20 protein-coding genes and 1 pseudogene are annotated in these 21,272 nt (G+C 38.0%); 6 read left to right on the top strand and 15 right to left on the bottom strand.

Annotation, left to right across the window (positions count from 1 at the left end; all coding sequences use genetic code 11):
- The 13 genes and pseudogenes from HMPREF0631_RS09660 to HMPREF0631_RS10420 all read right to left on the bottom strand — a co-directional run.
- Nucleotides 1-62: tetracycline resistance protein (locus tag HMPREF0631_RS09660; protein WP_079262925.1), on the bottom strand; the 62-nt coding region annotated here is incomplete at its 3' end.
- Nucleotides 63-336: 274 nt separating this feature from the next.
- Complete coding sequence (locus HMPREF0631_RS03035) at nucleotides 337-1,251, bottom strand: conjugal transfer protein (protein ID WP_000975333.1); 915 nt, start codon at nucleotides 1,249-1,251, stop codon at nucleotides 337-339.
- A 14-nt stretch (nucleotides 1,252-1,265) separates the two neighbouring features.
- Nucleotides 1,266-2,267, bottom strand: a complete 1,002-nt coding sequence (locus HMPREF0631_RS03030) for a bifunctional lytic transglycosylase/C40 family peptidase (RefSeq protein ID WP_000769868.1) — start codon at nucleotides 2,265-2,267, stop codon at nucleotides 1,266-1,268.
- Nucleotides 2,264-4,429 (bottom strand): CD3337/EF1877 family mobilome membrane protein, encoded by a 2,166-nt coding sequence (locus tag HMPREF0631_RS03025; RefSeq protein WP_430516984.1) that lies wholly within the window; start codon nucleotides 4,427-4,429, stop codon nucleotides 2,264-2,266. The genes HMPREF0631_RS03030 and HMPREF0631_RS03025 overlap by 4 nt, the downstream gene beginning before the upstream one ends.
- A gap of 14 nt (nucleotides 4,430-4,443) precedes the next feature.
- Entirely contained in the window at nucleotides 4,444-6,891 is a 2,448-nt protein-coding gene (tcpF, locus tag HMPREF0631_RS03020; RefSeq protein ID WP_000331160.1) for a conjugal transfer ATPase TcpF, read from the bottom strand.
- Nucleotides 6,875-7,267: a conjugal transfer protein gene (locus HMPREF0631_RS03015; protein ID WP_000723888.1), complete on the bottom strand. Its 393-nt coding sequence runs from the start codon at nucleotides 7,265-7,267 to the stop codon at nucleotides 6,875-6,877. The genes tcpF and HMPREF0631_RS03015 overlap by 17 nt, the downstream gene beginning before the upstream one ends.
- 87 nt (nucleotides 7,268-7,354) lie before the next feature.
- On the bottom strand, nucleotides 7,355-7,852 hold the full coding sequence (locus tag HMPREF0631_RS03010) for an antirestriction protein ArdA (RefSeq protein WP_000342539.1): 498 nt from the start codon (nucleotides 7,850-7,852) through the stop codon (nucleotides 7,355-7,357).
- Nucleotides 7,853-7,968: 116 nt separating this feature from the next.
- Complete coding sequence (locus HMPREF0631_RS03005) at nucleotides 7,969-8,190, bottom strand: hypothetical protein (RefSeq protein WP_001009056.1); 222 nt, start codon at nucleotides 8,188-8,190, stop codon at nucleotides 7,969-7,971.
- A 42-nt stretch (nucleotides 8,191-8,232) separates the two neighbouring features.
- Complete coding sequence (mobT, locus tag HMPREF0631_RS03000; protein WP_191619837.1) at nucleotides 8,233-9,423, bottom strand: MobT family relaxase; 1,191 nt, start codon at nucleotides 9,421-9,423, stop codon at nucleotides 8,233-8,235.
- 192 nt (nucleotides 9,424-9,615) lie between these two features.
- Nucleotides 9,616-11,001 (bottom strand): FtsK/SpoIIIE domain-containing protein, encoded by a 1,386-nt coding sequence (locus HMPREF0631_RS02995; protein ID WP_000813488.1) that lies wholly within the window; start codon nucleotides 10,999-11,001, stop codon nucleotides 9,616-9,618.
- A 28-nt stretch (nucleotides 11,002-11,029) separates the two neighbouring features.
- Nucleotides 11,030-11,416 (bottom strand): YdcP family protein, encoded by a 387-nt coding sequence (locus HMPREF0631_RS02990; protein ID WP_002843320.1) that lies wholly within the window; start codon nucleotides 11,414-11,416, stop codon nucleotides 11,030-11,032.
- Nucleotides 11,417-11,431: 15 nt separating this feature from the next.
- On the bottom strand, nucleotides 11,432-11,746 hold the full coding sequence (locus HMPREF0631_RS02985) for a YdcP family protein (RefSeq protein WP_000420682.1): 315 nt from the start codon (nucleotides 11,744-11,746) through the stop codon (nucleotides 11,432-11,434).
- Between the two features lie 764 nt (nucleotides 11,747-12,510).
- Nucleotides 12,511-12,804 (bottom strand): annotated as a pseudogene (locus tag HMPREF0631_RS10420) (helix-turn-helix domain-containing protein); the annotation flags it as partial.
- Between the two features lie 282 nt (nucleotides 12,805-13,086).
- Here HMPREF0631_RS10420 and HMPREF0631_RS02970 point away from each other — a divergent pair.
- The 6 genes from HMPREF0631_RS02970 to HMPREF0631_RS02945 all read left to right on the top strand — a co-directional run bounded on the left by HMPREF0631_RS02970 (nucleotide 13,087) and on the right by HMPREF0631_RS02945 (nucleotide 19,588).
- Nucleotides 13,087-14,280, top strand: a complete 1,194-nt coding sequence (locus HMPREF0631_RS02970; protein ID WP_002843321.1) for an L-serine ammonia-lyase, iron-sulfur-dependent, subunit alpha — start codon at nucleotides 13,087-13,089, stop codon at nucleotides 14,278-14,280.
- A gap of 301 nt (nucleotides 14,281-14,581) precedes the next feature.
- On the top strand, nucleotides 14,582-15,346 hold the full coding sequence (locus tag HMPREF0631_RS02965; protein WP_002843309.1) for a class I SAM-dependent DNA methyltransferase: 765 nt from the start codon (nucleotides 14,582-14,584) through the stop codon (nucleotides 15,344-15,346).
- Between the two features lie 172 nt (nucleotides 15,347-15,518).
- Nucleotides 15,519-16,394 (top strand): Hsp33 family molecular chaperone HslO, encoded by an 876-nt coding sequence (gene hslO, locus HMPREF0631_RS02960; RefSeq protein WP_002843323.1) that lies wholly within the window; start codon nucleotides 15,519-15,521, stop codon nucleotides 16,392-16,394.
- 85 nt (nucleotides 16,395-16,479) lie between these two features.
- Nucleotides 16,480-17,214: a pseudouridine synthase gene (locus HMPREF0631_RS02955; RefSeq protein ID WP_002843314.1), complete on the top strand. Its 735-nt coding sequence runs from the start codon at nucleotides 16,480-16,482 to the stop codon at nucleotides 17,212-17,214.
- A 107-nt stretch (nucleotides 17,215-17,321) separates the two neighbouring features.
- A complete protein-coding gene (gene rlmD, locus HMPREF0631_RS02950; protein ID WP_002843312.1) occupies nucleotides 17,322-18,680 on the top strand; it encodes a 23S rRNA (uracil(1939)-C(5))-methyltransferase RlmD in 1,359 nt (452 codons plus the stop codon).
- 11 nt (nucleotides 18,681-18,691) lie between these two features.
- On the top strand, nucleotides 18,692-19,588 hold the full coding sequence (locus tag HMPREF0631_RS02945; protein WP_002843318.1) for a GIY-YIG nuclease family protein: 897 nt from the start codon (nucleotides 18,692-18,694) through the stop codon (nucleotides 19,586-19,588).
- Nucleotides 19,589-19,844: 256 nt separating this feature from the next.
- Here HMPREF0631_RS02945 and HMPREF0631_RS02940 read toward each other — a convergent pair whose 3' ends face one another.
- Together HMPREF0631_RS02940 and HMPREF0631_RS02935 are read right to left on the bottom strand one after the other, a co-directional pair.
- Nucleotides 19,845-20,159 (bottom strand): type II toxin-antitoxin system RelE/ParE family toxin, encoded by a 315-nt coding sequence (locus HMPREF0631_RS02940; RefSeq protein ID WP_002846677.1) that lies wholly within the window; start codon nucleotides 20,157-20,159, stop codon nucleotides 19,845-19,847.
- Nucleotides 20,146-20,418, bottom strand: coding sequence for a type II toxin-antitoxin system Phd/YefM family antitoxin (locus tag HMPREF0631_RS02935; RefSeq protein ID WP_039866205.1), 273 nt, complete (start codon nucleotides 20,416-20,418; stop codon nucleotides 20,146-20,148). Before HMPREF0631_RS02935 ends, HMPREF0631_RS02940 begins: the two co-directional genes overlap by 14 nt.
- Nucleotides 20,419-21,272: the final 854 nt, after the last annotated feature.

Below are 21,272 nucleotides of genomic sequence, written 5' to 3'. Positions count from 1 at the left end.
TCCCAGTGATAAATACTTTTATCACTGGGATTTTTATGCATAACCATAGGTATACAAAGCATACAGATATTCTCTGGATACTTTAGAATCACATGATAAAGGTATTCTTAAACTGGGTACAAAAAACTAAGCCCTCCTAAAAAAGGACATCTAATTATTTGTTCCCGCTATCAAATTGACAGTTTATTTAAGAATACCTTGCCGCATATTTATTAACTCCTTTTAAATAGTCACTTAAATAATAGCACGTAAGAGCATATTTGTAAAGGAATATCCAATTTTTTATCAAAAAGAGTACATGATTACAAAGTATCTGTAATCATGTACCAATATTTGTTATTTTACAATCTTCCAATTACTCCCGTTCTTTTCAAGTACCAAATCAAATTGAGATACCTGCGTTGCTTTGGTCTGCTGGTCGATATACTCCACTGTCAGCGATACCGTGACTTGATTATCCTTACGATTGTGAATAGGATTTACCAGTTCTTGAAAGATGTACTCTTTTCCGATTGGTTTTAATATCCCGTCATTCACATAGTAGGAAAGTTCACTGGCTGTCGCTGTAGGATAGAGCTTGAAGAACGTCGTTAAAAACTCATTGATTTCATTGGTTGTAATGGAATCAACCGTCCCCTCACTTTCAATGGCTTTTGGTTTATAACTTGATTTCTTAGGTATGTTGGTAATGGTCGGATTCTTAACCAGTACCATATTTCCAGAACCATCTACATAGACACTCACTATATAAGCAGAGTGGACGGTCTTTGTATTTTCTCCCTCTGTAATGAGCTGGTCTACACTGTAGGTTACATTAAACTCATTGTCGCCAGTTGGCTCTACCGTCCATATCTGAAATCCTCTTACAGAAGACGATACAGGAATATCTTTGCGTACTGTATCAACATTGAGAGCTTGAAGTTCATCTGTCAGATAGCCTTTTAGACTTTCCATTCGATTATCAATGGACTTATCGGATTGCTCCCATGAATAGTAGACTTTCGCAAAGTTCTCTACAAAATTTTCTACATGATGAGTATCAACGTATTCCTTTTCTATGATAGTTGTTTCGTGAATAGTATGAGTATCTATAGCTGTAAAGTGCTTGAATATCGCAAAGCTGAAACTAAGCCCTAAAAGTACCCACAAGGCAATCACAACCTTTTTATGAGGATTGACCTTATAGACACGAGGTTTCTTTTCCTTTGGTATCTGTTTTTCTTTATTCTGATTTTTTCTAAATTTCATCATTAAATCTTCCTTTCTCATTGTTTGATTCGTCCTGCTCCCACTAAATGCTGTTGCCAGTAGGGGCTTGTTAAGTCGGCATAACCGATTGGGTCGCCTGCATGAAACATACGGTTATTGCCAAGGTATATCCCAACATGAGTAATATAAGAGCCAGCGTTATAGGTAGAATGAAAGAAAACCAAATCGCCAGCTTGTGCTTCCGATAGTGGGATATGCTGGGTCACATCATATTGCTGTTGTGCGGTTCGTGGTAAGTTAATTCCAGCTTTTCCATACGTCCATTGTGTCAGTCCGCTACAATCAAAAGAAGTAGTCGGGGAAGCTCCACCGTAAACGTATCGCCAGCCCTCATATTTCAGTGCTTCGTCCATGATGGCTTGTACCGTATCATCATCAAACTCTGTTGTGACAAGATACTGCGTTACCAGTTGCACATAAAACATATTGCCATAGTTGTATCGCCAGCCCCCATTGATAGGTATGGCTATGGGATTGGGGTAAGACACTTTTTCGCCACCTGAATACTCTTTTGAGAAACTTTGAGCCAGTTCAAAGGTATATTTATTTCCACGATTAGCCACATACCCTAAGAAACCACCACCATAATTGTAGGACTGGATAACCGATTCTAAATCTACACTGAGCCTTTCGCTACTGGCTAATAATTCACTGAAATACTTCACACCTTGCTTAATGGATTCTTCTGTACTCAATGAATTAGGTGGAAGACCGAGGGATTCCGAGGACTGCATAACATCTTCCGCAGTACCGCCCGATTCCACCTGTATAATCGCAAGAAGTATGTTGACATATTCTTCAACGCCATATTCTTTGGCATATTTTTCTACCATAGGCTTATGAGCCAGCACTTCTGCGGAAACATTCACACCTCCATAATGAATATTGGAAATTCCGCTGTCCTGTTCATCTGAAAATAAAATGGCAACAAACAGAAGCAGTGAGAAGACCATCAAGAATAATCCAGAACCACCAATCACTAAAGTTTTCAACTTCATGGTTTCTTACCGACTTTCTTAATGGTGGCGGTTTTGATTGGTGGTCTACTTCTTGTATTTTGTAGTGGTACTCTTTGAACAGTAGACGGACGTTCTTTTGTGATTGGACGTTGTGAAGTTCTATCTGCTGTAGTGGTTGAAGTTGCTGGCTTTTGAACGGTTTTTTCTTGAACGGTATTGCCTTGGCGTTCCACTTTTGGACTTGAAAAATCGGACTTAACTGCTGGACGCTCTTGTTTGGCTTGTTGAGATTCCTTATATGAAGTCTGAATATTAGACTGTTTTGAGGTCTGTTCATCATGATATTGTTCTTGTCTTGTAGTCGGTCTTTCATGAACAGAAGAAGCAGGCTGTTTTTTCTGTTTGACCTGTTCCATTTCAGAGCGACGCTTCGCAATGGTTTTTCGCCTTTGTTCCTGCTGTTCCTTGCGTCCACTGGCTCTGTCCGCTTTGGTTTGAGAAATACTACTGGTTAAATCACGGACATTCTCTTTTACTTTGGATTTTCCTTGATATACTGCATATCTTGCATTGGTCGGCAAATCTTTAACCTGTTCTTTCAAACCACTAGCAGTGTCTACCATTCTGTCTTTGGTATCAGCTACTGTACCGATGGTTTGACCGATACGTTTTCCAAGTGTTGATTTTTCCTTTCCGTCTGGTCGGGAGTGATCTGCTTGTGTCCTTGCAGAACTCCCCGAACCCGACTGTCCTTTTTTACCTGTAACAATGGCAGACCCAGCCCCTAGAGTAGTCATGGAACGTCCAAGTTTCCGCTGTAGACGGTGCATGTGAGCGTGCATAAGCATACGAGGTTTTCTCATCACACGACTTCCCACACTTTGAGAATCGTTACTCTGTAGAGAAAACATACTCATTAAATCGCCCAGCTTGAAGTAGATTCCTGCAAAGGTCACAATCTGTAGAAAAGCAATCAAAAAGAACGGATAACCAGCCGATAAGGTATAGAGCATGGTTGAAATACTAAATGCTGTCGTAATAATCAATGTGATTCCAGCTCGTGTCAAAATGGTATTAAAGAGCTTTGTTATGGCTCGTTTTGACATACCATCAAATGATGGAATCATGCTTAAAATAAAGCTCACAGGCAGAAACATAGCATAGATGATAAAAAGTACCTGCGAGAAAATCATGATTCCTGTTAATAGGAATACAAATATGGAAATCCCAATATTGAAGACAAATAGGAAGAAGACTGTACCTAAACGGTTAATGGTCTTTGTAATGGTTAGATTGGTATTGCTTCTGTCTTCAATTTCTTCCGCAACAATTTTTTCTCTGTCTTCGCCATTGTTGGAATCTGGGCTGGTGGAGAGCAGGCTTTCCACACGGTCAATACCGATACTTTCAATGTCTGAACTGTTGTATTGAAGCAGTAGCCACGGTTGCTGAACCTGTATGGAAAACAGGCTATCTCTGATTAAGTCCACGCTGTCCTTGCCTTGACTATCGGAATGGGGCATGACAATCTTCGTGCCAAGTGATAAACTGGCATTACTGATGTCTGATGAAAAGTCATTGATTTTTTTAATGTAGTCGGGAGCGTAGGCAATAAAGGAAGCCGATAGGATAAACACCAGCACAAAATTCATAATGGCATGAATTGCCTTTGTGGTTTCTCTCTTTATCAGTCCCGTATAGGCAACATAAACCCCAAGAACCAAAATCAAGAGTAAGAGGAATCCAACATAGAAACCCTCTGTTGAAAATCCGTTTGCACTCACACCAGCTAAGGTCTGCATATTCTTACCAATGGAATCTGCTGTAGCGGAAATGAAGTCTAAGGAATAGGCTTCCTGTACTAAGTAACCTGTCGCATTGGAAACATACAAACTGATTGTCCAAATAAAATTGGTAATGGCATATAGTCCATACATGACCTGTTTTCCAATCCCGTCCGACCAGTTCCACGGAAGCCAGCCCCAGCTATTATCCACATAAAAATCCAGTTGATAGTTTTCAAGTGGGTATCGGCTGTATTCATTTGCCACATTGACCGTATCATCTACCAAGCCCGCAGCTTGAACCACCGTTCCCAGCATGGCTAAAAGAAAAATGGCAATCACAAGTGTGAAAGCCACTGTCATTGCCACTTTACCTAGACGTTTCAGCGTCCAGTTTGATTTTATTCTGTTTACTATTGATGGTTTCACATTTACACCTCTTTTCGCACAGGTGGTCTGGTATCAAAGGCATGGAGCAGTTCTTCAAATACAGGGTGGAACTGTATCACACCGACACGACCATATAAATCACTGATAAGGCATTGCCCGTTTTCCAAATCACGCAATCGCTTCTGATTGTTTTCGTCCTCTGGGTCTACACCAAAAAAGGCTAAGGTCTTTTTAATCTCGTTAAGGTCAGTGGAACGAAATGCAAATTTTAAGCCGAGGTTATTTTTCAGTTTTTCATCTAAGAGGTCGTCTGTATTTTGGGTCACGAAATATACCCCAGCGTTCATAGCACGACCAGCCCGAACCAGCTTCATAGATAGTGTTTTTCCTTGTGCTACCTGTAAAAAGCTCCATGCTTCGTCTAAATCTACAATCTTGAAAATGCTTCGGTCTGTATGGATAAAGTCTAAAGCAAAGGTACTAATGACAATCAGCATAGCAACGGATAAAAGCTCCATAGTGGTATATTCCTCAAAGGAAGTTTCCTTGTCGGGAAGTACCAAGTCCGCAACCTGTATAATGTTCAGTTGTTTTTCTAAGCTGATAGACTGCTCCACATAACCATTACTGAATAATAAATGTGCAAAGTCATAGTCTGTAAAACTTTCGATATGGTCGGCTATACTGGTACTTAGTGGCGTATTCTCAACCCGTAATTCCTCAATCACTTTCATCAACCCTCGTACTTCACTATTGGTTACTGCACGAATGGCTTTTCTAAGGATTGGGAAGCGTTCCCCATCACGAGAGGAAATCCCCGTAAGGAATGTCAGAATATCAATAGCCAGTGATTCAGAATCTTTGGGATTTTTCATAATCACATAAGGGTCAAGTAAGCCTTTGTTTTTCTCATCAGAAGTCAGAGTGACGATATTGATTTCATGGGAAATCTCTGGCAAGGTTTCTTTCCATCTGCCACGTTCTGCTTTTGGGTCTACAATCACTGCTTGTGCCCCATAAAGCACCGCATAATAGACGATAAGGTTATTCGCAAAGGATTTACCACCACCCAGCGAACCAACAAAAGCCGACGCTAACGCATTGGTTACTGAACCCTTAACCCCTTGACTGGCAAGAGCAGGTTTCAGATAGACATTGCGTCCAGTATCTAAGCTGTAGCCAACATAAATCCCCTCATTTTCCCCCAGCATTTGAGTAGCACCAAAACCTAAACCAGCGAGGAAATCAGAGGTCACGTATTGAATATAATCATTCATATAACGCTTGCTGGCAGGTAAAAATTCTTCATGTAAGCCGAGCATATCCCCAAATGGTCGTACCAGTTTTACGCTTAAATCGTCATAAAAATCTTTCACTTCATTACAACGACGTTTGAGTTCGTCAAGATCATTTGCTGATACCCTTACCACATAAGACAGCTTGTACATAGATTCCTTGCTTTGGTCTAAATTGGTTTCCAGCTCATTCACACTTTCCAGAGCTTCCGCCACATTGGAGCTGGTTTCATTATCACTTTGCCAAGCGTGGTTATCCAAGTCTTTCAGTTCTTTCTTTTTATTGCGGACAGTAGATAGGGCTTTACGATTCGCTACAATTTCCACATTCATTGACGTATCAATCGGGAATGTAAATTGCTGTTGCTGGTAGTAGAAGATTTCAGAGGACGGGAAGTCCAGTTCTCCGACAATGCTGTTAATGGTAAAGTAAGCTACATAGACGGTTTCATCTTCCTGCTGGATTTTCAAATATCGCTGTTTTTCTTCCACCAAACAGCGAGTAGGCTTAATCAAGTCATAGTATTTAATCAGCGTTTCATTATCCAGCTTTTTCTTTGATAGATGGTACTCATACTCTTCATAGGCAGTGCCTGTCTGTCCGTAAAGGTGTTCAATCAGATAGCCGAAGTCGTCCTTATCTAACCTGCGGATTTTGAAACGACGAGAGATTTTATTTTCTAAGAGCTTTTCCATCTTCTGAAAACGCAGGATTTCATCATTACTCATACTAACAAAATCGCCCATCAGCTTATGGTTCACATCATAGACAAAATCAGACAAAGCATTTTTTGCTTCAACGGTAAGACTTTTCATAGAAAACTCCTGATCGTTGAGAAGCAACTTAAAGCCGATAAAGAAACGGTAGTTCACTTGATTTTCGCCAATCATGGATATTAAAGCGTCTGTCTGTTGGTCGATTTTGTCATAGGCAACCGCTTTGAGCTTGCCAGTGACTTCATTTTTGGAACGCTCTTGTGCAGAACGTATGCTGGATTCTGTACTGATTTGTAAAGCATGAATTTTGCCATCACGATTTTGTGCGATAAGCTGTCTGAAAGAATCATGCACTTGTATTTTCTGTTCTGGACTTAGAAATGAGTAATTGTAAGGAACAAGCTCATAGTAAGCATAACATTCCCCGTCTTTATTCCAGACGAGATTGTTTTCAATGTATTTAATTGGATATGCCATAAAATTCACTCCTAACTGCTGTAATGGCTTCTTGTGGCTGGTTTCTGCCAAGCGTTACTTTTTTTCCTGCATAGGTCAGCTTTGGTCGCAGTGCATAAGCAATGACAGACTTCAAAAATCCATAAGGCTTTTTACCATCAAAAGTTTTTGTAGACATAAACCATGTGAAAGCCACAGGAATCCCAAAGTATTTGAGAAATGCTCCCTCTATCATGGAAAGAGGGGGCAAGTTGCCAAGTATCATCACTGCAAAGAGTGACACGACAAACCATGTCATTTGCGTAAAGGTTATGGGAAACGGAAGTCTAAAATCATTGATAGAATACAGTACCTTTTCCACAGACCAGATACTGGTATAGCTTCGTATTTTCTTCATGTAATCAATCCTTTCATAAAAAATAGGGGTAGCTGATTGACCACCCCGTAAAATAGAAAATCTGCCAGTAGTAATGTACCGACAGATTTAATAGACGATTTCAAAAATCCCATGATTGGTTGAGATAAACGTTCCTGAAAGGTCTAAATCCCGACCATAGGCTTGATAATCAATATAGTTTTGAAGACTAGCTGGTACTTCGCCTAAAGCACCCGTTTCTTCAATGTAGTAGCGTGCCACGTCATACATATCATCACAATCGGAATGAATGATAATATCCTCTTGATGTTCGCTTAGTTCTTCAATGCTTGAAAAATGAGTGAGCAGAGCAGATAGCTCCGATTGTAATTCTTCGGGTAATTCCGATACCATTTCCCATAGTCGATTGAGTTCGCCAATGGAAGTGTATTCGTCAACCGTAAAGGGTAACTCGTAGTCATGAATGGCGTATTCCTCATATTCATCATTCAAGCCGATTTTCTCTTTGACTTCCTCAAAGTCAATGGGAAAGGTAAACCACGCACCGACCAATTCGCCCTCATTGTATTTGCCTAAATTCGCAATATAGACTTGCATATCGTCCATATATTCACGTCCTTTCTTTGTAGAGATTCAAAAATCCCTACCGCACTTCGTTTGGTGTACCATTCCTTTGCGGAACATAAGAAAACCACTTATATTCCACAAAAGAACGGTTTTATTTAAGCACCAATAATGCGATTGAATAGCTCTAGTAAAATGTCTTTTACTCCAGCAGCGTTGAAGACTAAGCCAACCGCAATAATCGCAATAATTAAAAAGCCAATCAGTTTGCTAAACTCACGCTTGAAGCCAAGATACAAGCCAATCACAACGATTGCTAAAAGCACCAGTGATTGAGCGTTTGATAGAAACCAGTTATAAAGGTTTTGTCCAAAATTCATAAAAATGTTCTCCTCTCTATATTCAATGAATTTGTATTTGAGTTATTTTTTTGTTGTTATCACGTCCTGTTCTTTTACTGACTGTTGCTTCAAAATCTGCTTGTGTCGGTCTGTCAGTTTCGCATGGTCGAGAATGTCTTTTACAACCTGCGTCTGGTTGATTTCATCAAGTTTAATCGCAACCTTTAAGGTCGGGGCAACTTGATGAGATAGCCAGTTCAGCGTCCTTTGGAAGGAGTAAGGCTCTGGTTTTGTGGTTAGTTTTAATCGTTCACGATTGTTCCCAATAAACCAAGCCCATTCTTCATTCAGTTTCCAATCAGAACGAGGTTTGGAATCGTCTTTATCTACAAAACGGATATACCGATTGATAATTTTAAAGGCGGTATGCTCTGGATTGTCATAGACGAGTAAATCACGGACTGCATAATAGGCACGCTCATTTTTCAATCGAATCTCAAAACGGTTTTTTACTTCTGCGTCTTCAATGGGAATATCATTTTTCTTGTACTGCTCGTAGTCCTTTTCATAGATACAGAAATAAACTTCACTTTGTAATGAACCGATATAGAGGGTGTTTCCCATACATTCCTTTTCCTCTTTGCGTACCAGTTCGCCACTGCGATAGCTTTTAAAACTGCGGAAGACGGAGATACATTCTTCCTGTTGGCACTTTTCAGTGAGTACAGGGATATTTAAAATCCCTGTCTTATCGTTAATGGCAAGGTCAAGGCGTTTCATCACACCGCCAGCCACCAAAACGTCCATAAAGAACTCATACCAGCTTCTTTGTTGTGCCAGAAGATAGCTTTCAAATTGTCTGCACCCACGACCTTTCAATTCCACCAGAACTCCTTTGTCCAGTTCATGGGAGCAAAGGACGAATATGTCGCCTAAAGCATAATGCTCTGAATAAGAATAGAAACCATAGTCCTCATGAAGAAAATAGGACAGTTTCAGTTGTAAGATGTTTTCGACCACCTGCTGTACGTCTGTTGTCGGAAAGCGAATTCTTACATAATCAAACAGCATTTCAAGGGGAGCGTCGGGATTGAAGCGTTCCAGAGCTTCCCAAAGGGACTGCTGTAAATCCTCTGATGGCTTGACTTTTCCTGTTTCAATATCGCTTAGATACTGCCTTGTAATACCAGTCGCAACAGCTAAACGGTTTTGAGATAGTCCATAAGCCAAGCGTTTTTCTTTTAAATGCTGTAACCAAGTTTGTTCATTCAGTAAAAATCCCTCCAATCAAAAAGGCGTATGTCAACTTTTAAAGCCCATTTGACATACGCTGAAATTTTGTAAATCCCTTGTAACCAAAGGATTTTCTAATGTTTTTTTGACTGTTTCCTGTCGATTTGTACCCCCCTGTTAGATACGGGGGGTTAAGTGCTGGCGTGGCTATTGCCACACCAGCCAGCAAGATCAGTCCACACCTGCGACTTCCGCTTCGCACGTCGCCTGCGTGGACTGTCTGCTGTTGGATAACTTTTTAATTTCCTCCAAGAAATCATATCCTTTTGGTACAAGGGGAGTATAAAACTCTGATATGACACTTGTTCCTACATCAACATAGCCACGACCTTTGATTCGCTTTAAGAAGAAATCCTTTTGTACGTCACTGCCAAACATCATGCCATAGCCCATTTCAGACATACGACCTAAAGCCACTCTGAAATTAAACTGATCACGGATTCCGTCGCCTAAATATTTTGCGTCTGGACGTTGACAAGCCAGTATTAGAAAGAAGCCAGCTTGACGACCTAACATGACAATCTGTTTCAGCTTATTCATAACTGCGGTGTTTTCTTTTGTTCCCAGCATTTCCATGAAAGCGACGTATTCATCAAAGATTAAGAAGTGTGCCGGGAGACCTAAGTAAGCATAATTTTTGCCAGTCTTATAGTTCTTCATCTGCTTCATTTCCTCACTACGTTTCATCATTTCTTCATAGAATGTTTCAATGCAAGAAAGCAAGTCTTCTTTTCTATAGTAGACATTTGCCATCACAGAACCTAAGTCCGCAAGATCAGCATTTTTCGGGTCAAGAATATACAGTTTTGAATCTGTATGAAGCAAGGCTTCAATCAGTGTCAGTATAAAGTAAGTTTTACCGCCACCTGTACCACCAGCAATCAACATATGAGGGAGCTTATCATATTCCCACCATACGTTTTTCATTAAGCGAAGTTTACCATCTTTAGCTTCTACTTCATCAATAGAAATACGACTGGCTATGGTGTCATAGAGCAAAGTATATTCCACATAGGAATCCTTTAACTCTTTATCCGTCAGCTCACAGTACAAGCCACTCTCTAATTTCTTTTCCAAGTGTAAGAGTTGGTCTTGATATTTTCCCAGCGTGATTTCCACCCGTATCTGTATCAAGCCATTTTTAAGTCGATAATACATTTTAGGGAAGTAGGTTATCTTTTCCTTTGTACGACCAGCACTATCTTTAAAGAAACCCTCTGTTTTGACCTGTTCAGATTCATACCACTTGTTTTCAAGTATCATCTTTGCCAGTTTTTGACGGTGGTAAAGTTGTTTAACCGTATCATAGCGAACCCGTTTGAATACAAACGCTACCAGCAAGCAGATAAGAATTGCGACACTGAAACTGATAATTAAATAGGGAATGTCAATCTTATCTGCTTGTGATAGGTTAAAATCCTGCCAGTTGATCTGCTGGATTGTCTTCACATGAAACAGTCCGACAACCAGCAGGAAAACAGGCAGGAGTGACGCTATCGTAAAATGAAAGACTAAATCTTTACCAGATGGGCGAATCCTTTTACCACGCTGTTTCATGCGAAAAAGTCTCCTTTCTACCTAGCGACTATTTGTCTTGTGTCGGTTCTTTCTTTGCTTGTGGTTGAGCTTTGAATGAACTAGAATCCTTTGTCAGCACAATATCGTCTGCCTTGATATACCAGTCAACATCTGCTCCTTGATAGGTGGCAGTAGCAACGGTGTCCGCAATGGGATTGATAAGTTCCACCCGTGCGTTATAATCAAACTCTTTCAAAGGCACGCTGGCAGGAATACTTACTTGAATCATGCGTCCTTGTCCTTTGGATTTTAAGTCATAGGTACGTTCCTTGATTTCATCTGAAACCGACCCGTCTTCATTTTGGATTCTCATTTCACGACGTAGAGCAGAGAATTTCAATTCTCCAAAAGTCGTGTCTTTATCTAATACAATGCCATTTGCTAATCTCATCATTTTTCCTCTCTTTCTTTATTCTTTTATCATGTCGTCAGCATGTAAAAGGTAATTTGTAAAACCACGAGTGCCGATTTTGTAGCCCTCTGCGGTAATACGTGGATTGACTAACTTCACACGTTCCTCAAAGCCGAAATGTTTTTCGCCAGCTTCAGCAGGAAGCACCACCACAATATCATCTGCTCTTTGAACATCAGAATAGAGATTATAGCTTCTTGATAAGACAGTTAGCCGTCCGTTGATTCTTCGCTGAACGACTTTATCCTCGCCAGCAAATTCTAAATTGCCGAATGTTTTTTCCATGTTGGGAATCACAAATTTAAGTTCCATATTTTTACCTATCCTTTCTTTTTTATTGGCTGAATGAATGTTTGATGGTCTTAAAGAGTGGGGAACGACCTTTTGATTCTTGATTTTTTGTTTTCATAAGTTCACTTCCTTTCAAAATCGGGTAAAAAAATAGACACCTCATTTTTTGAAGTGTCTACCTATTAAATATTCAAATTTTATTGGAAGTATCTTTATATCTTCACTTTTCAAGGATAAATCGTCGTATCAAAGCTCATTCATAAGTAGTAAATTAGTAGTAAATTGAGTGGTTTTGACCTTGATAAAGTGTGATAAGTCCAGTTTTTATGCGGATAACTAGATTTTTATGCTATTTTTACTCTCAAAAATTAGTAAGTTTACCATTGTTATTATCATCTTATCAGGTATAATTCAAGGGTTTATTCCTACTGTTATGCTAATAATATCAAAATATACATTAAATGAAGTTCAAAATCTTGATTCAAAGGCAATTTTATTTGCTCTTGTAGGTATTTTTGTTAAAATTTTCTCTTTAGTATTTGGGAAATTATATGGATATTATATTTCTAAGATATCGTTACTATTTGATAATATGATATCGGTTATGATTTTGGAAAAAAAGTAGTGAGTTAGGAATGAAAGATTATGACAGTAAAAATACTTATGATATAATCACTAGAGCTCAAATGCAAGGTGCTAGTAGTATAATAACATATATTGATAGCTATATTAATACTTTCAAAGAAATTATAACAATATTGAGTACTATGATTATAATTTTAGTGTATAAAATCTATACATTCTAATACCTTGAACTTCTTTTTTGAATTTTTTCTGTTTTTTTTATACTGTGTTTGTCCTGCATCGGGGTAGTATAATGTGACCTTGTGTCCATTTTTTATCTGTTCTACCCTGCCACGTTTAAGCTCATTGTAAATAGTAGTTCTTGACCTTTTTAGGTGCCTAGCAATAGAAGATATTGAGCAACCTAATTTGATCATGGCATAAATTTCTCCTCTTTCATACTCACTTAGGTGTTTAAAGTTTCTCTTTTTTGTGTTAAAATTAAGTTGATTCATTGTGGACCTCCTGTATGTATTTGTGTTGTGACTTATATTTTAACACAGGATTCGCAATGAATCATTTTTTATTTAGTTGTACAAATTGATTATACAATCAACCAATAATATTTTTCGAGACTTATCTTATTTTTTGTTAAATAATTTTCTTAAAGGGTAGATTATATACAAGTAAACGTGTATAATTGTATAGGACTTTAATATAATGAAATCGGTATGCTTTTTATAGACGCATATTAATTATTATTTAAAAGTATATAGGATAATATTAGGAGGGATAATATGGATACATTAAAGGAGTTATACAAGATTGGTTCGGGGCCATCTAGTTCTCATACTATGGGACCACAAAGAGCAGCTAAGAGGTACAGTGACAAGCATCCTGAGGCAGTTAGCTTTAGGGCTACTTTATACGGAAGTTTGGCAGCTACAGGAGCAGGTCATTTAACAGACTATATTATAATAAAGACTATCAAGCCAAGAGAGGTTGAAATAGTTTGGAGAGCGGATATAAACCCAGAATTCCATCCAAATGGGATGATGTTAGAAGCTATAGACCAGGGTGGAAACGCTTATGACCCATGGACAGTGTTCTCAGTAGGTGGAGGAACACTTGCAGAGGAAGGTAAGAGAGGACAGGTTGAGGGTAAGGTATACTATGAACATAACAAGTTAGACGATATAATAGCCTACTGCAAGGAAAATGATTTGAACTTTGTTGAATATGTTTTACAGCGTGAGGATGACGACTTCTTAGAATATATGGAGGCTATAGCAGACACGATGAAGTCAGCTATAGACAAGGGAATAGAGAGCAGAGAGTTAATACCAGGCAAGTTAAAGCTAAAGAGAAGGGCATCTATATTCTATAAGAGATACCTTGCAACTAAGGACTATACTAGCCTAGACTATGCATACGCCCTAGCTGCATCAGAAGAAAATGCATCAGGAGGTACAATAGTAACTGCACCAACATGTGGAGCAGCAGGTGTTATACCGGGAGTATTCTTCTCTTTGATGGACCACAACGGTTATACAAAGCAACATATAATAGAGGGGCTAATAGTTGCAGGTCTTATAGGTAACCTTATTAAGACTAATGCTTCAATATCCGGAGCAGAAGCTGGTTGTCAGGCAGAGGTTGGTACAGCATGTTCAATGGCAGCAGCAGGTTCAGCCTACCTATTTGGAGGTAACTTTGAACAGATAGAATATGCTGCAGAGATAGGTCTAGAACACCACTTAGGTATGACTTGTGACCCAGTATATGGATATGTACAGATACCATGTATAGAAAGAAATGCTATGGCAGCAGAAAGAGCGATAGCAGCTGCCAAGTATGCCTTAAATACTGATGGTAGTCACACTATATCATTTGACCAGGTAACTGTTACAATGATGGAAACAGGTGTTGACCTAATGGACAAGTACAGGGAGACTGCTAAGGGTGGTCTTGCCAAGTGGTTTGAATGTTAATTATTAGCTAGTAATATAAAATATAAATTTTAATATAATCTCACTTTTCTATCCTTAAATGTTAGTTGAGTGAGATTTTTTATTAAGCTCTTTATAGAAAGATTATTTAACATAATTAAAATCTCAGCTATTCCTCCTATTTGCCCTAGTAAAGATAGCAAAGCTGATATGCGGCAAGTTCTATCCATCTTTTTTCAGCCTGATGTGAAAGCCTTGATTTAATTGCATCCTAGTTTTTTTTAGTATATAATGTAAAGAGCTATGTTTTAAAATACATTTATAATTATAAAAGGAGTTTTTTATGGATCAGTACGGTAATTTCGCATATATTTATGACCAGCTTATGGACGATGTAGACTATGAGGCTTGGGTGGAACATATAGAAAAGTTAATAGCTATAAGTGGTGCTAACGTCAAGAATATACTAGAACTGGCCTGTGGTACTGGAAATATAACTCTTCCCCTAGCTAGAAAGGAATATGATATTGCAGGTCTTGATATATCTGAAGAGATGCTCGATGTTGCAAGGGAAAAATCTGAACTTGAAAATATACCTCTTGTACTCCTACAACAGGACATGACACAATTGGATTTTGACCTGTATGATTTAGACTGCATCTTGTGTGCTTGTGACGGTATAAATTATATTACCGACCTAGAGGACGTCAAAAATCTCTTTGGCAAGGTATATGAACTCCTAAAGAAAGAGGGGATATTTATATTTGATATCAGCTCATATTACAAGTTGTCCAGTATTTTGGGTAACAATTTTATGGGAGAGGCTAGGGATGACATATCATATATGTGGACAAACTACTATGATGATATGACACAGCTATTAAATATGGACTTAGACTTTTTTGTAAAAGTTCAAGCAGAAGATGATGATGAGGACAACCTGTATGAGAGATATAAGGAGGTCCACCTACAGAGGGCCCACAAGGAAGAAGAGCTAGCTGCTATCTTAGAAGAAGCTGGCTTTAAAGATATAAGGATGTTTGGGGATTTTTCTCTTGAAGATGTGGATAAAAAATCTGAAAGAGTATTTTTCCTAGCCAAGAAGTAGGATTTTGATATGTATAAGTAATATGTAAATTGGCTATCTAAAAATATTAAATTGGATATCTAGAAATATGTAAAATGCTTTAATAAGATATCTAGAAATATGTAAAATGCTTTAATAAGATATCTAGAAATATGTAAAATGCTTTAATAATATATATAAGGAAAGGTATAAAATGAAAGATTATTGTTTAAGAGTAACTAGTAAAAATGGTGAAGTTAGGGGATTTTTCTCAACTTCTAGAAATATGGTAGAGGCAGCAAGGGGATTTCATAATACTACAAAGGTTGCAACTGCGGCCCTAGGAAGGACTTTGACAGCTACCTCAATGATGGGTCTAATGATGAAGAACCCAAATGACAAGGTGACTATTATCATAAAGGGTGGAGGACCCATAGGTACTATACTTACGACTTCAGATGTCAATGGTATGGCCAAGGGCTATGTTACAAATCCTGGAGTAGAGGTTGAAAACTACGCCAATGGCAAGCTAAATGTGGCTGGTGCAGTTGGTCATGAGGGTACAATCAAGGTTATAAAGGACCTAGGTATGAGAGAGCCATACAATGGTGAGTATGAGATGGTCAGTGGAGAGATAGCCAAGGACTTTACATATTATTTCACAGTGTCTGAGCAGACTCCATCAGCAGTTGCCCTAGGTGTATTGACTAGGTCTGATGAGGTTGAGCAGGCTGGTGGCTTTATAGTACAGATGATGCCAGATGCAACAGAGGAGACTATATCAATACTAGAAAATAATATATCCGGGCTAGAGTCTGTAACACAGATGCTATCCAAGGGAATGACACCTGAAGATATCATGGAAGTAGTCATGAAGGGACTTGACCCACAGATACTAGACTACAAGGAGATAGGCTTTGAATGTGATTGCTCTAAGGACAGGGTAGCCAAGGTATTTGTGGCTATAGGCAAGGACCAGCTGACAGACATTATAGAAGAAGACCATGGCGCAGAGGTAGGATGTCAGTTCTGTAACTCAAAGTACCAATTTACAGAAGAAGAGCTAAGAGAAATTCTAGGTGAAATGTAGGCATTCGTATAAGTAAATGTATATAATTTGATGATGAAGTTACTTATATGTTTAATTTGATATATCAATAGGTTGGGGTGATATTATGAGACTGGATAAATTATTGGGAAACCTAGGTTATGGAACTAGGTCAGAGATAAAAAAATACTGCAAGCAGGGCTTTGTAAGGGTGAATGGAGCAGAGGCTAAGAAGTCTGATGTCCATGTGGATCCAGAAAATGATGAGATAGTATTTAATGGAGAGCTTGTAAACTACAGGGAGTTTGTATACTTGTTGTTAAATAAGCCGGCTGGTTATGTATCAGCTACCTTTGACAAGTATGACCCAACGGTTATAGACCTTATAGGAGAAGAATACCTTCCCTTTGAGCCATTTCCAGTTGGTAGGTTAGACAAGGACACTGAAGGCCTGCTAGTGATAACAAATGACGGTAAGTTGAGCCATAGGGTCCTATCACCCAAAAACCATGTACCTAAAAAATACTACGCAATTATAGACAAAGAAGTTGATGATATGGATGTTAGGATATTTGAAAAGGGTGTATATATAGGAGAAGACTATACAACTAAGCCGTCTAAGTTAGAAGTATTAAATCCATTTGAATTTGAAGATGGAAGTCTTGGATCTGAGGTTCATGTGACCATCAGTGAGGGCAAATTCCACCAGGTAAAGAGAATGTTTGAGGCTGTCGGCAAGGAAGTTGTCTACCTGCAGAGGATTCAGATGGGTGGGCTGGAACTTGACGAAGAACTGGACCTAGGAGAATATAGGGAGTTGACACCTGAAGAGGTTGAATTACTAGAAATAAGAGATATTTAGTTGATAGATTATAGTCTACAACTAAAACAATATAGTGATATTTACGGATAGAAGTGGTGACTAGTGGATATAATTGTATTGCAGATTTATATTGTAGAGGAGCTTAGATGAAGAGAAAAGATATAATAGAGTTTGAAGTTGGCAAGATGGAGTTTGGTGGCATATCACGTTCCATGTACGAGGACAAGAGAATAAAGATGAAGGGTGGAATCACTGGTCAAAGGGTCAGGGCTGTAGTCAAAAAGTCTAGGTCAGACAGTGGTGAAGTCAAGCAGTTAGAACTAGTAGAGCCATCACCAATAGAAACAGCAGATGTCTGTAGGCATTTTAGACAGTGTGGTGGATGTTCAATATTATCAATCCCATATGAAAAGCAGTTGGAGATAAAAAAAGACCAGGTACTAGACTTGTTTGACAAGGCAGGACTTAAAGAATATGAGTTTGTAGGTATCAATCCAAGCCCATCTTCAGTTGCCTACAGGAATAAAATGGAGTACACATTTGGAGATGAGTACAAGGATGGTCCCCTATCACTTGGTATGCACAAGGTGGGTAGGTTTATAGATATAGTGACAGTAGACGACTGTAGGATAGTTGACCAAGATTTCAAGACCATCATGACAAGGACAAGGGACTTTTTTGAAGAGAAGGGACTACCTTACTACAGGTCATTTAACCACCAGGGCTACCTTAGACATTTGGTAGTTAGAAAGGGTGAGAATACTGGGGAGTTGATGGTCAATATAGTCACTTCTTCTCAGCTAGACTACAATATGGATGAATACAAGGAGTTTTTATTGGGGCTTGACCTAGATAGTGAACTTGTAGGAGTTTTACACACTATAAATGATGGACTTGCAGATGCAGTCCAGTGTGACGAGATGAGAATATTATACGGAAGAGATTACTTCTATGAAGAAGTCCTAGGACTTAGGTTTAAGGTTTCTCCATTTTCATTCTTCCAGACTAATACCAAGGGAGCAGAGGCCCTGTATACTATAGCAAGAAAGTTCGCAGGAGACAGGGGCCATGGCAAGGTTGTATTTGACCTATATAGTGGGACAGGCACTATAGGCCAGCTGATGGCAAAGACTGCCAAGAAAGTATACGGAATTGAATTGGTCGAAGAAGCAGTTGTTGCAGCCAACCAAAATGCAGTCCTTAATAATCTTGACAACTGTGAGTTTATAGCAGGAGACGTTGCCAAGGTTGTCAGCTCACTTCCAGAAAAGCCGGAGCTGATCATAGTAGACCCGCCAAGAGCAGGAATATTGGGTAATGGAGTGAAGGATATAGCTGAGTTTGGAGCCAAGGAAATAGTATATGTCAGCTGTAACCCAAGGTCACTAGTTGAGAATGTCGTAGAGTTTGAGGATAGGGGCTATAAGTTGGACAAGTTGGAGTTGATGGATTTATTCCCGAATACGCCACATTGTGAGAGTGTCGTATTGATGACAAGAAAATAGAGGCGTACAAAATGAACAATAGTAAAAATTTTAATCTTTTTTTAATGGATGGAGAAGTAACGGGAAGAATAAAGTGTACTTTATCTAATTGGACAGGCATTGCATATAAAATTCCAAGAACGTATCTTGATAAATGTAAGGATAGACTAGATTTAAAGCAAAGTGGAGTATATTTTTTATTTGGCAAGAACGATGACGGGGATGACGAAGTGTATATCGGTCAAGCAGGAATAAGAAAAAATGGCGAGGGAGTTTTATTTAGGGTATCAGAACACTTAAAAGATGAAATTTATTTTTCAGATGCAGTCATGTTAACCACACAAAATAACTCATTTGGGCCAACAGAAATTTCTTATTTAGAGAATAAATTCACTAACATGGCTATCGATGTAGATAGGTACAAAGTAAGAAATGGAAATGATCCAAACCCTGGAAATGTAACCGAAGAAAAAGAATCAGAGTTGGAAGATTTTGTAGAGTATTCAAAAATGGTACTTGGTGTCTTGGGATATAAAATATTCGTTCCTATAGTCGATAAAGATACAAAAGAAAAATATGAAAATAATAATGACAAAGAGTCAATTTTCTATCTTTCAAGAAAAAGTGGTAAGTCAAATAGACAGATAGAAGCAAAATGTAAAAGAACAGATGAGGGTTTTGTTGTATTAAAAGATAGCATGATAGAAACTATAGATTCCACTGCCATTCCAAAATCAATTAAAGAACTTAGAAAGGAATGCATAAATAAAAATGAGATTATTGATGGTAGAATAAGCAAGGACTATTTATTCAACAGTCCATCCTACGCAGCTGCCTTTGTTCTAGGAACTAACGCAAATGGGAAAACACATTGGAAAACTGAAAACGGTATAACATTAAAAGACCTAGAAGAAAATGAAATGAAATAGTATTAACATTAGAATTTAGACGATATGCAATAGCTATATCGTCTATTTTTTATACCTTTTAATGAATGTGCAAGATGGTGTTCAAAAGCATAAAATAATCATTCGTAAATTAGCACATTAAATTGTATCAAAGTAGTGAGAGTCTTAGACTCTCCTTAAAGAACAGAATCATTATAGAGTGTATGTAATTTTTTCTGTAAATTAGACTTCTATGGAGTATATGTAAAAAATAGCCACACCGAGTGGAATGGCTATTTTACAGAATATCAATCAAATTTTGTCTTGCATGAAGAATTCGATGAACCATTACAGTTTTACTTTCTTCATGAACTTTATAGAAAATGATGTAATTCTTAACAAGACATTTTCTAAACTCTTTATGGCGTAGATAGGCATCATCCACCAATCCATAGCGATGAGGCATGGTAGATAGACTAGAAACAGTAGATTCTATCTCGTCAAGTAAATCAGATGCAGTGAATGGTGCATCAAAATTGTAGAAAATATAATGGATTATACCTTTTAGGTCTCTGTGATAGGTCTCGGAAACAAGTATCTTATAGTGTTCCATTTTTTAGTCCCTCCCTTAAACTTTTCATGGAGTCATCAAAAGTTAGGGTACGACCGTTTGTGAAATCAGATTCACTTTGCTCTAGAAGTTGATACAGCTCATATTTTCCCATGATTTTATTGAATAAATTAATGCTCATAACAGCAAGGTCTCCACGGCCATTTTTGGTAATAAAGATAGGTTCGCCTGTTTCATGGCAAAACGAAGAGATTTCATTGTAATTATTTCGTAAATCTGTACTTGATTTAATGTTTGGCATAATAACACCCCCTTTAATCTAAAGATATTATACTATTATTTCTTTAGAATGTCAATTTTATAAAAGGGGAGTTAAAATCTCTACTTTTCCATTTCTATTGCGATCAATAAATAGGGAAAACTCGCAGATAGACTAACTAGTATTTCAAACGCCTCTCTATAATATATTCACAGGGAATACTAATACTCCACGAAAAAAGTTATAAAAATATGAAAGGAGTCTGTATGGCCAAAGATTGAACACCACACGATGACATGATGGAAAGTACATTCTTGATAATACTCGACTTATCATTTGTCAAAGCAATGCAAGTACAGAGGATTTGAAAAAGGATTATCCTCATGCAGAAATCAATCCACTAGGTTATAAAATTTCAGATTCCAGGTAAAATGTAGAAATAAAATTACAAAATAATTTTGTGGAAGTCTCAGGAATGTTAACGAAAAAATAATTAAAGATTTTAATGATGATTATAAGTTGAGCTTTACAGAAAATATTGATCTATATTGTAAATTTAATGATGATGACAAAACAAGCAAAGAGAATGCATTTGAAAAAGTTGCTTACAATCTTGGTATCACGATTAAACGAACAAGACCATATTAACCATGGCAAAATGGAAAAGTAGAAAGAAGTAATAGGGAAGATGGTAAGATTTTATATAATCGAAAAGTATTTACTAGCGAAAAAGATCTGATAAATCAGGTGGCAAGCATGAAAGAAGATATAATAGTACGGCAAAAACAAGTTTAAAATTTAAAAGTCCAAATGAAGTTGTAGAAGAGTATTTCAAAAATACAGCCTGCTATTGTGAAAATTAAAATGAACTAAGTCAAGGTACGCAAAGCTTTACT

It is taken from the genome of Peptostreptococcus anaerobius 653-L (genome assembly GCF_000178095.1).
In the GTDB taxonomy this organism is placed as follows: Bacteria; Bacillota; Clostridia; order Peptostreptococcales; family Peptostreptococcaceae; genus Peptostreptococcus; species Peptostreptococcus anaerobius.
The sequence above is the reverse complement of the archived record's forward strand: the minus strand, read 5'-3'. Positions and strand labels throughout refer to the sequence as shown.

What these genes read in the sequence shown, in the direction of transcription:
- HMPREF0631_RS03035 (WP_000975333.1), bottom strand. Translation starts at nt 1,251, where the DNA reads ATGATGAAATTTAGAAAAAATCAGAATAAAGAAAAACAGATACCAAAG.
- HMPREF0631_RS03030 (WP_000769868.1), bottom strand. Translation starts at nt 2,267, where the DNA reads ATGAAGTTGAAAACTTTAGTGATTGGTGGTTCTGGATTATTCTTGATG.
- tcpF (WP_000331160.1), bottom strand. Translation starts at nt 6,891, where the DNA reads ATGGCATATCCAATTAAATACATTGAAAACAATCTCGTCTGGAATAAA.
- HMPREF0631_RS03015 (WP_000723888.1), bottom strand. Translation starts at nt 7,267, where the DNA reads ATGAAGAAAATACGAAGCTATACCAGTATCTGGTCTGTGGAAAAGGTA.
- HMPREF0631_RS03010 (WP_000342539.1), bottom strand. Translation starts at nt 7,852, where the DNA reads ATGGACGATATGCAAGTCTATATTGCGAATTTAGGCAAATACAATGAG.
- HMPREF0631_RS03005 (WP_001009056.1), bottom strand. Translation starts at nt 8,190, where the DNA reads ATGAATTTTGGACAAAACCTTTATAACTGGTTTCTATCAAACGCTCAA.
- HMPREF0631_RS02995 (WP_000813488.1), bottom strand. Translation starts at nt 11,001, where the DNA reads ATGAAACAGCGTGGTAAAAGGATTCGCCCATCTGGTAAAGATTTAGTC.
- HMPREF0631_RS02990 (WP_002843320.1), bottom strand. Translation starts at nt 11,416, where the DNA reads ATGATGAGATTAGCAAATGGCATTGTATTAGATAAAGACACGACTTTT.
- HMPREF0631_RS02985 (WP_000420682.1), bottom strand. Translation starts at nt 11,746, where the DNA reads ATGGAACTTAAATTTGTGATTCCCAACATGGAAAAAACATTCGGCAAT.
- HMPREF0631_RS02970 (WP_002843321.1), top strand. Translation starts at nt 13,087, where the DNA reads ATGGATACATTAAAGGAGTTATACAAGATTGGTTCGGGGCCATCTAGT.
- HMPREF0631_RS02965 (WP_002843309.1), top strand. Translation starts at nt 14,582, where the DNA reads ATGGATCAGTACGGTAATTTCGCATATATTTATGACCAGCTTATGGAC.
- hslO (WP_002843323.1), top strand. Translation starts at nt 15,519, where the DNA reads ATGAAAGATTATTGTTTAAGAGTAACTAGTAAAAATGGTGAAGTTAGG.
- HMPREF0631_RS02955 (WP_002843314.1), top strand. Translation starts at nt 16,480, where the DNA reads ATGAGACTGGATAAATTATTGGGAAACCTAGGTTATGGAACTAGGTCA.
- rlmD (WP_002843312.1), top strand. Translation starts at nt 17,322, where the DNA reads ATGAAGAGAAAAGATATAATAGAGTTTGAAGTTGGCAAGATGGAGTTT.
- HMPREF0631_RS02945 (WP_002843318.1), top strand. Translation starts at nt 18,692, where the DNA reads ATGAACAATAGTAAAAATTTTAATCTTTTTTTAATGGATGGAGAAGTA.
- HMPREF0631_RS02940 (WP_002846677.1), bottom strand. Translation starts at nt 20,159, where the DNA reads ATGGAACACTATAAGATACTTGTTTCCGAGACCTATCACAGAGACCTA.
- HMPREF0631_RS02935 (WP_039866205.1), bottom strand. Translation starts at nt 20,418, where the DNA reads ATGCCAAACATTAAATCAAGTACAGATTTACGAAATAATTACAATGAA.